Annotated in this window: 10 protein-coding genes and 1 pseudogene; 6 read left to right on the top strand and 5 right to left on the bottom strand. The window is 64.5% G+C overall.

What is annotated here, in order from left to right:
• Positions 1–592 precede the first annotated feature (592 nt).
• From G3N59_RS35215 to G3N59_RS35200, 4 genes and pseudogenes are all read left to right on the top strand, one after another.
• Positions 593–913, top strand: coding sequence for a metalloregulator ArsR/SmtB family transcription factor (locus G3N59_RS35215; protein ID WP_205987591.1), 321 nt, complete (start codon positions 593–595; stop codon positions 911–913).
• Positions 914–991: 78 nt separating this feature from the next.
• Complete coding sequence (locus G3N59_RS35210; RefSeq protein ID WP_205987590.1) at positions 992–2053, top strand: alkene reductase; 1062 nt, start codon at positions 992–994, stop codon at positions 2051–2053.
• Between the two features lie 39 nt (positions 2054–2092).
• Complete coding sequence (locus G3N59_RS37495) at positions 2093–2485, top strand: DUF3562 domain-containing protein (RefSeq protein ID WP_346777982.1); 393 nt, start codon at positions 2093–2095, stop codon at positions 2483–2485.
• Between the two features lie 253 nt (positions 2486–2738).
• Positions 2739–2972 (top strand): annotated as a pseudogene (locus G3N59_RS35200) (DUF2866 domain-containing protein); the annotation flags it as partial.
• A 146-nt stretch (positions 2973–3118) separates the two neighbouring features.
• Here G3N59_RS35200 and dapA read toward each other — a convergent pair.
• The 4 genes from dapA to G3N59_RS35180 form a co-directional block, all read right to left on the bottom strand.
• Positions 3119–3973 carry a 4-hydroxy-tetrahydrodipicolinate synthase gene (gene dapA / locus G3N59_RS35195; protein ID WP_205987588.1) on the bottom strand — a complete coding sequence of 285 codons (855 nt, stop codon included), beginning with the start codon at positions 3971–3973 and terminating at the stop codon, positions 3119–3121.
• Between the two features lie 313 nt (positions 3974–4286).
• Complete coding sequence (locus tag G3N59_RS35190) at positions 4287–4715, bottom strand: polymer-forming cytoskeletal protein (protein ID WP_205987586.1); 429 nt, start codon at positions 4713–4715, stop codon at positions 4287–4289.
• A 69-nt stretch (positions 4716–4784) separates the two neighbouring features.
• Entirely contained in the window at positions 4785–5147 is a 363-nt protein-coding gene (locus tag G3N59_RS35185; protein ID WP_205987585.1) for a hypothetical protein, read from the bottom strand.
• Entirely contained in the window at positions 5140–6150 is a 1011-nt protein-coding gene (locus G3N59_RS35180; protein ID WP_241024802.1) for a M23 family metallopeptidase, read from the bottom strand. Before G3N59_RS35180 ends, G3N59_RS35185 begins: the two co-directional genes overlap by 8 nt.
• A 286-nt stretch (positions 6151–6436) precedes the next feature.
• On the opposite strand from G3N59_RS35180, the gene G3N59_RS35175 reads away from it, so the two are divergent.
• Entirely contained in the window at positions 6437–7729 is a 1293-nt protein-coding gene (locus tag G3N59_RS35175) for an aspartate carbamoyltransferase (RefSeq protein WP_205987582.1), read from the top strand.
• 86 nt (positions 7730–7815) lie between these two features.
• Here the strand turns inward: G3N59_RS35175 and G3N59_RS35170 are convergent, their stop codons facing one another.
• Entirely contained in the window at positions 7816–8484 is a 669-nt protein-coding gene (locus G3N59_RS35170) for a glutathione S-transferase (protein ID WP_205987581.1), read from the bottom strand.
• A 441-nt stretch (positions 8485–8925) separates the two neighbouring features.
• Here G3N59_RS35170 and G3N59_RS35165 point away from each other — a divergent pair, with 441 nt between their 5' ends.
• The gene (locus G3N59_RS35165; protein ID WP_205987580.1) at positions 8926–9627 is read left to right on the top strand and encodes a 2Fe-2S iron-sulfur cluster-binding protein; all 702 of its coding nucleotides are present in this window, start codon (positions 8926–8928) and stop codon (positions 9625–9627) included.

The following is a 9627-nucleotide window of genomic DNA, read 5'->3' as shown; positions in this document are numbered from 1 at the left end:
AGTTTAAACCTGTTACTGTTTTCGGTTCTCTCGAACCGGTCGCTCACTCAAAGCTGACAGGAATTTGAATTACTTCAAAAACCTGACTTACTTTTGTGTGAGACTCTTGATACTTTTGCCACTCCCGATGAATTCCGGAGAACTCATCGGGCCGCATTATCATCAAGCGCCCACACTTATCGGCTGTAAATTTTTAAAGATCGATTCGCGAACACCAGCCAGACATCCAAACTTTCCGGCGGGTTCCGCGTCGCTGCGTCAGCAGCAGAGAAACGAGATTATGAAGGCTCTTCTTCGTTTCGTCAACATCTTTTTTTATGCTACTGCTTAAAAGATGCTGCCGGACCGAACCGCCGTGTTTCGTCGGCGGCTTCGCTGCGGTTCGGCGTGCAGCGAAGGGGGCGAATCTTAGCGCTATGGACGTCGCCCCGCAAGGGGGTGGCTGCAAATAACGCTCGGCCATAAGCACCTGCGGCGTTGTCATCCACAGCAAACAGCCATTTCCTATCTGCATCACCCCTATTGCAATCAGTGCGATCGCCCATATCGTAAAATAGCGATATAAGATTCGCTCAGCAACGATGCACACCCGATGAAACACCCAGAACCTTCACCCCTCGACTTCGATGCGATCTACAAAGCGCTCGCCAATCCCGTGCGCCGCGAGATCCTTGCCTGCCTGCGCGAGCCGCAGGCGCATTTCGCCGATCAGGAGCTACCGCTCGACCACGGCGTCTGCGCTGGCCGCATCGATGCGCACTGCCGGCTCTCGCAGTCGACAGTCTCCGCGCATCTGGCCGCGCTGCAGAAAGCCGGCCTAGTCACGTCGAAGCGGGTTGGGCAGTGGGTGTTCTTCAAGCGCAACGAACCGGTCATCGAGGCGTTTCTCGCCCACATGAACCAGCAGTTGTGACGGCGCGCATCGCCGGAAACTTCGGTTTCTCTCCCTTTTTGCTTCAGGCCGCGGGCCGCGCCCGCCACAGGTGATTACATGGCAACGCTTTTCGACACCCTTCAGATCGGCGATCTCACGCTCCCTAACCGCGTCATCATGGCGCCACTCACGCGTCAGCGCGCGGGCGAAGTCCGCGTTCCCAATGCGCTGATGGCGAAGTACTACGCCGAGCGCGCAAGCGCCGGCCTCATCGTCAGCGAAGCGACGTCAGTGACGCCGCAAGGCGTCGGCTACGCCGAAACGCCGGGTATCTGGTCGCAGGAACAGGTCGACGGCTGGAAGCTCGTGACCGAAGCCGTGCACGCCGCAGGCGGCCGCATCTTTCTGCAGCTGTGGCACGTGGGCCGCATCTCGGACCCGATCTTCCTCGACGGCGAAGTGCCCGTCGCACCGAGCGCGATCGCCGCGCAAGGCTTCGTGAGCCACGTGCGCCCGCAACGCCCGTTTGTCACGCCGCGCGCACTCGAACTCGATGAAATCGCCGGGATTGTCGCCGCCTACCGCCAGGGCGCGATCAACGCGAAGGCCGCCGGTTTCGACGGCGTCGAAGTGCACGGCGCAAATGGCTATCTGCTCGACCAGTTCCTGCAGGACAGCACCAACCAGCGCACCGACGCCTACGGCGGCCCGATCGAAAACCGCGCGCGCCTGCTGCTCGAAGTGACCGATGCCTGTATCGATGTCTGGGGCGCGGATCGCGTCGGCGTTCACATTGCGCCGCGCGGCGACGCCCACACGATGGGCGATTCGGACCCGGCCGCGACCTTCGGCTATGTCGCGCGCGAACTCGGCAAGCGCAAGATCGCTTTTCTGTTCGCACGCGAATCGCTCGGCGAAAATCGCCTTGGCCCGCAATTGAAGGCCGAATTCGGCGGCCCGTACATCGCGAACGAAAAATTCACGCTGGAATCGGCGCAGAAAGTACTCGCCGACGGCGAAGCCGATGCCGTCGCCTGGGGCCAGCTGTTTATCGCCAATCCCGATCTGCCGCGCCGCTTCGAACTGAACGCGCCGCTCAACGCGCCGAATCCGTCGACTTACTACGCACGCGGCGAAACCGGCTACACGGATTACCCGTCGCTCGAAAGCGTGGCGTAAAGACTTTGCTCACTATATAGACAGGGCAGCACCGGCTTGATGCACGGCCCCGGCGAAGACATCGCGCTTCGCCGGGGCCTTCTTCTTTTCACACGACGATTCAAACAAGCCACGCACAAACCCCATTTGCGCGAGGCCAATCCCAATAGAGCGATTCAATTGGCATCCCGCGCGACCATGTCCTTGAATTCCAGACTCGTCTGCCCCGCCCAACCGCTGACCGGAGAAAACGTCATGCCGCAAGTCGACGCCGCGCAAATCGTTCACAGCATCGCCGAAGAGTTTCATGCTCCTGAGGAAACGGTCGCCCGCATCTACGCCGACACACTCGATCTCTACCGCGCCGACGCGCGCATTCACGACTATCTCCCGCTGTTCGCCGCCCGCAAGGTGCGCGCGGCGCTGCGGCAAAACGGCACAGGCACGCACTGATCGCGCGCGGATTTCGCGCAGATTTCGCCCCCCGCCGGCTTTTCATTTCGCTCTACCGGGTTGCAGCGCTCCGTGCGGATTTTTGATCCGCGCGGGCGTCTGTGCGCGCGCAGCGCCGCCCAGAAAGGCCTTGCGCACCGATGCGCTCTTAAGGCTCGTTTAATTCTTCGCTGCAACCATACGCTCACCCCTGTTGAGCCGCCGGAACATCGGCGGCGTTTTTTTATGCGGTTAGTCGAGGAGGAGCGAAGCCATGCCTGAAGACAACGACGTGCTGATGCACCTGCAGTCCCTGCTGCGCGAAGGCTCGACTACACGCGTCGCATCGTGTCGCGTTTCCACGCCGCTGCAGCATCCGTGGGGCCGCGCCTATCGGCTGGTCGAATGGACGACGCCGCTCGACGACGGCGCGCGCCGCCAGGTCGTGCCCGCGGAAAGTTCGGCGTTCGAAATTGCGCGTCTGGTGGCGGAACACGTGCCTGGCCGCCGCATTCTGCTGAACGGCGAACCCGTGGACGGCGAACGTCCGCGCACGCGCCGCCGCGCACGCAGCAGCGCAAGCGCCCGCGCGGCCCGCTGATCGTCTCGCGCAGCGCGTCCCCCATTGCGGGGCGCGCCGCGCGATCACGCGCTTCACGCCAGCAGTTTCCCCAACGTCTCTTCCAGCGTATCGCTCACGCACGTCATCGGCGCGCGCAGTTCGTTGCGCATCAAACCTTGTCGCGCGAGCGCCGCCTTGACCGGGCCAGGATTCGGTTCCGCGAACGCCGCGCGCACGAGCGGCACGAGCGTGTGCCAGATCGCGCGCGCCTCGGCCAGACGATCCTCGCGCAAGGCCCGCTCCATCGCCACGAAGCGCTCCGGCAGCACATGCGCCGATGCCGCAATCGCACCGCTCGCGCCCGCGCACAACGCGCCGAACATATCCAGATCTTCGCCGCACAGCACTTGGAGGCGGCCATCGAGAATCAGCGCCAGGGTCTTGTCGAGCGAACCGCCGCAATCCTTCACCGCGACGATGCGCGCGTGACCGGCGAGTTCGAGCAGCGTCGAGAGCGCCAGCGTCACGCCGGTGCGCGCGGGAATGTCGTAGAGGATCACGGGCTTGCGGCTGGTATCGGCGATGGCCGCGAAGTGGCCGATCACACCGGCCTGCGACGGCCGGATGTAATACGGCGCAGCCGCGAGCACGCCTGCAACGGGCGTGTCGTTGAGCGCGGCCACGCGCTCGCAGACCGATTGCGTGTGATTGCCGCTGACGCCGGCCACCACCGGCAACGCCCCCGCACTGGCCAGCACGGTGGCAAGCACGGCATCCTGCTCGCGTTCGTCCAGCGCTGCGGGCTCGCCGGTCGTGCCCAGCGCGACGAAACCGGCCACGCCTGCGCGCACGTAGTAACGCACCAGCGCATCGAGCGCCTCATGATCGACGGCGCCCTGATTGAACGGCGTGACGAGCGGAATCCAGATACCCGAAAACGAAGACATGACTTTCCCTTGAACGCGACCGTACGAAAAATCCGTCGAGCCGTGCGCGGGAGTCAGCGTGCCAGGGAGAAGAGAAGCGGGTGCCGGGCGGCCGTTCCATCGCAACATCCGACGGAACAGCAAGCTCCGGTCAGATGAGCGGCTGTTTTTTGGCTTTGGCTTTCACGCCGACCGACGAAGCGCACGCGTGCGTATCCATCGCGCGCGAGGCGGCGAAGAAAAGCGTGGCAATGAGGTTCGGCTGACGTGACATACCCGGCAGTGTAACCGGAATAGCGAGATAACGCGCCGCTCAGGGCGCCAATACCCGGCATCAGCCAATCGATTCGACATCGATGATGGCGGTGTCGAGCAGCAGACTGGGCGCATCGGCGGGATCGCGCTTTGTCAGCTTGCCGTCGACGGTCGCGCCGCAGTCCATCCGCAGTTGCTGATAGTAGATGTTGCCGATCACGTGCGCGTTCGCCTGCAGTTCGACGAAATGATCGGCGATCACATCACCGACGATGCGCCCGTTCACCACCAGATCGTAGCCGTGCACGTTGCCCTGCACGACGCTGCGCTCGCTCAGCACGAACAGCGTCTGCGTGCCCGGTTTGCTGCTGATATTGCCGGTGATCTGGCCGTCGAGGCGCAGGCCATCGGCGAATTCGACGTTGCCGGAAATGCGGACGTCCTCGGCGATCAGCGTGGCGAGTTTGGTTTGCTGGATGCCCGGCTGGGGCTTCTTTTTGTTGAACATGGGAACCACCGTCAGGTTTGCGTTGTATGGAATTTCAGGTCGATGTTGAGAAGAACGTGTCTGTCCTGCCTAGCGCGCCGGCTCGCGCGCGCCATGGCCGCGCAGAAACAGCACTTCGGTTTGCAGCGCCGAAGCCTGCGCCTGCGCCGCCGATGCGGACTTCTGCAAGGCATCGCGCGCCGCGCGCTCCTGCTCGAGCGCGAGTTCGGCGTTGGTCAGACGGATCTGCAAGGCGTCGGGCGCGAGAACCGGGCAGCGTTCGGCATCGTTGACGTGATGAATCCACGCCACCGTGCCCGCGCCGGCGCCCGAGGCCAGCACCGTCCAGAGCATCGCCATGCCCCAGCGCCAGGCGCGCGAGCGCACCGGTTGCAGTTCGAAGGCGCGTTGCGTGTCCGTGCGCACGCGTGCGGTGCGGCGCGCGTCAGCCATGACCGTAGGCGCTAAACAGCGCGAGATAGCCGACTGGATTGACCTGCGTACCGTTCACAATCACCTCGAAGTGCAGATGCGGCCCGGTCGAACGCCCGGTCGAGCCGACATCGGCGATATGGTCGCCCGCGAGCACGATCTGCCCGACCTGCACGTCGATCTTCGAAGCGTGCCCGTAGCGCGTCGTAAAGCCGTTGCCGTGATCGATATCGACGCAATTGCCATAGCCCGCTTTCGGGCCCGCGAAAATCACGCGCCCGCCCGCGGCGGCGAAAATCGGCGTGCCAGTGGGCGCGACGATGTCGAGTCCCGGATGAAAACTCAAACGCTTGGTGAACGGGTCGATGCGGTTGCCGAACGGCGAGCCGAGCCGCCCCGCTTCGGTCGGCCGACGTCCCGGAAAGGCCTGCAACGCGGCCTCGTGTTCGGCAACCGCCTGCTCCAGCACGGTGAGCGTGGCGGCCATGCAATCGACTGCGCCGCTGACCGCGTGCGCATTGGCGCGCGAAGCCGAAGCCTCCACGCAGCGACGCGGCGCAAGCGCAGGACCGCCCTCGCCGCCTGCCGCGCTTTCGTGGTCGTGGTCGCGATCGTGACCGTCGTCTTCATCGTCGTCGCCGGAGCGCGTAGCCGGAGCAACGGGTGCGGCCGCCGCCGGCACACCGCCGCGCGGCGTCTGCGCGCGCAAACGCTGGTCGAACTGGCGCAAATCGGCGATCTGCGCGGCCAGGCGCTCGATACGCGGATCGAGCAGCGAGATCGACGCGCTCATGCGGCCAATCTCGCCCACCACATAATGATGCGTGGCCGCGCCCTGGACGCCCGGGCCGACCGGCACATCCACCACGCTGCTATAGCGGCCGATCGCCACACCGCCCGCGAGCGCGGCTAGCCCCACGACACAGGCCGTGCAGATGGCCGTGCGACGCGCGGCGCGATGCGTGACGAAGCGGGTCTCGCCGCTGGAAAGTTCGTCGACCGAGCTGGTCCAAGGCATTTTCATGACCGGTCCCGACGACGGCATTTCGCGCAGATAAGCGAAACGCACGAGAACAGAGTGCAAAACAGTGCGTACATCAGGCTGCTACGGCCAGCGCGCGCCGGCCCGCTCGAAATCAAAACGGCGATTATCGCGGCGTCGCATAAAGCCCCATCCCAATTTAAAGCGCCTCTCCCGGCCGGGTGAAACGGCGCCCGAAAGTGCCGATCGACGCAAAACCGCTTGACTTCTCGCGCCACCGAACTAATATACGCACCGCGTACATCAACCAGCTATCACGGGTGCCAGCATGAGCGTTCCGCAACAAGCCTTCCTCCGCGACGCCATGCGTCGTCTCAACATGACCCGCGACGCGTTCGCGAGCCGTATCGGCGTATCGCGCCGGGCGCTCGACACGTGGCTGCTGCCGGAAGAATCGCAGGAATCGCGGGCCATGCCCGAGATCGTCGAGCGGTTTGTCTCGGAGATCGTCGGTAACGTCGAGCCGCGCGAAGGCTATACGCAAAGCGTAGATTCGCACTCGCTGGCCAGCCAGATCCAGTTCGAAGGCCGTCCGCAACTGCTGTCGACCAACCAGTTCTCGCGCGACTCCGTCGAAGCGCTGTTCCGCGTGGCCGACATCATGCAGCCCATCGCGCGACGCCGGAAAATCTCGCGCGTGCTCGAAGGCGCGGTGCTCGGCAACCTGTTCTTCGAAGCCAGCACGCGTACCCGCGTGAGCTTTGGCGCCGCGTTCTGCCGTCTGGGCGGTTCGGTGTGCGACACGACCGGTTTCACGTTCTCGTCGATGGCCAAGGGCGAATCGATCTACGACACGAGCCGCGTGATGGCCGGTTACGTGGATGCGATGGTGATTCGGCATCCTGAACAAGGCTCGGTGGCCGAGTTCGCGCGCGCCGTGAACATCCCCGTCATCAATGGCGGCGACGGCCCGGGCGAACACCCGAGCCAGGCGCTGCTCGACCTCTACACGATCCAGCGCGAGTTCTCGCGTCTGGGCAAGATCGTCGACGGCGCGCATATCGCGCTGGTGGGCGACCTCAAGTACGGCCGCACGGTGCACTCGCTCGTGAAGCTGCTGGCGCTCTATCGCGGCATCAAGTTCTCGCTCATTTCGCCGCCGATGCTCGAAATGCCCACGTATATCGTCGATCTGATCACGACCAACGGCCACGTGGTCGAGCAGACCACGGACCTGCGCCAGGGCCTGCGCGGCGCCGACGTGGTGTACGCGACGCGCATCCAGAAAGAGCGCTTCACCGACGAATCGTTCGAAGGCTACACGCCGGACTTCCAGATCAACCAGGCGCTGCTCGACGAATGCTGCAGCCCCGAAACGCTCGTGATGCACCCGCTGCCGCGCGACAGCCGCCCGGGCGCAAACGATCTGTCGACGGACCTGAACCATGATCCGCGTCTGGCGATCTTCCGCCAGACCGACAACGGCATCCCCGTGCGTATGGCGATTTTCGCGGTGCTGCTGGGCGTGGAAAACCTCGTGCAGCATTCGATGCGCGACGCCGTGTGGCGCCCGCCCGCATATCTGGGCCCGGACGACGCCGTGTTTCATGGCATCGACTGATCGCGCCAGCGCGACACCGTGGTAAAAAAAGGCCGGGAGATTCCCGGCCTTTTTGCGCTTCGCACAATTACTTCGACATCCTGATCTTATCCGAACAGCGTGAACTCACCGCCGCGCTTGAGCGCGCGCTGATACGCCGGCCGCGCATGAATGCGATCGAGAAACGCGCGAATCGACGGCAGTGATTCCGCGCCCGCGCGCTTCGCGCCGGCTTCCAGCGGAAAACTCATCTGCACGTCCGCGGCCGTGAACGCATCGCCCGCGAACCAGCCCGTGGCTTCCAGTTCTTTCGCCATATAACGGAAATGCAGGTCGAGTTGCGGATCGACGAATTCGCTCTCCAGCGAACCCGCGATCTTGCGCGTGATCGGCCGGATGAAGAACGGCACCTTCGCATTGGCGATGCGGCTCGCGACCAGCTTGAGCAGCAGCGGCGGCATGGCCGAGCCCTCGGCGTAATGCATCCAGTAGCGATAACGCAGAAATTCGGGCGTGTCGCGCGGCGGCACGAAGCGGCCGTTGCCGTAACGCTCGACCAGATATTCGAGGATCGCGCCCGACTCCGCGAGCGTGAGATCGCCATCCGTCACGACCGGCGATTTGCCGAGCGGATGCACGGCGCGCAGCGCGGGCGGCGCAAGCAGCGTGTCCTTGTTGCGCCTGTATTCCACGATCTCGTATTCGACGCCCAGTTCTTCGAGCATCCAGAGGACGCGCTGGGAACGCGAGTTGTCGAGGTGGTGCACCGTCAGCATAGGGTCTCCTCCCGGTTGCATGGATCGCAAGCATTGTAGGGTGCGCGTCGCCCGCGCAACGCGTACCTGAGGCGGACCTCTATTCCGCACGCCTGCCGCATCGTGCCATCGCCACAAACTGGCTGCCTCGCCAGCTTCGCGACGGCCTGACGTCAGGCATTCGACAGGCCCGCGCCAGAAGCGGCGCTATCACGAAAGTTTCGCTCGCAGCCCGGCGTTTGCGCTTTACTTTCTCGCGCGGCGCGCGCAACTTGCAGGTCTGTCCGCTGCTGCGACTGCGCGATAGGGCCGGTTTTTGCGGCATCGGAATTGCTCCTGAAAGACTGTTGCACATCGAGGTCCGCACGCTGCGCGACGATGGCTCACGCGGCATCGCGGCGTACTTGCGCCGAACGCGTGCGATCCCATCGCCATCCTCCCCAGATGGAGCCTGCGAACGCCATGTCCCCGACTTCCCACGATCGGCCTCACGACGCCGACGCATCCAGCGAACCCGCCGAACCCGCCCGCCGTCGCTTTCTTCAATCGGCCGCTGCGGCTGCCGCCCTGGGCGCGGCGCCGCATCTGCGTGCGCAGAACGCGCCCGAACCCGCAAATGCCGCCGATACCCCCACGCCGCCCGCCGTGCCCGCGCAACCGGTGCGGCTTGACATCAACGGTCGCGAATATGTGCTGCATCTCGAAGCGCGCGTGACGCTGCTCGACGCGCTGCGCGATTACGCGGGCCTCACCGGCACCAAGAAAGGCTGCGATCGCGGCCAATGCGGCGCGTGCACGGTGCTGGCCGACGGGCGGCGCATCAACGCCTGCCTCACGCTCGCCGTGATGCACGAAGGCCAGCGCATCACCACGGTCGAAGGTCTCGCGACGACCGGCGTGCCGGCCACGATCCAGCGCGCCTTCATCGAGCGCGATGCCCTGCAGTGCGGATACTGCACGCCAGGCCAGTTGTGTTCGGCGACCGCGTGCCTTTCGGAGTTCGCGGCCGGCACCGCCAGCGCCGTGAGCGCCGACGTGCGAACACGCCCAGCACAACTAAGCGATGACGAAATACGCGAGCGCATGAGCGGCAATATCTGCCGCTGCGGCGCCTATGCGAACATCGTGGCCGCCGTGCGCGACGCGCACGCCGCCAGCGCGTGA

Source organism: Paraburkholderia sp. Ac-20340, assembly GCF_017104965.1.
Taxonomy (GTDB): domain Bacteria; phylum Pseudomonadota; class Gammaproteobacteria; order Burkholderiales; family Burkholderiaceae; genus Paraburkholderia.
The sequence above is the reverse complement of the archived record's forward strand: the minus strand, read 5'-3'. Positions and strand labels throughout refer to the sequence as shown.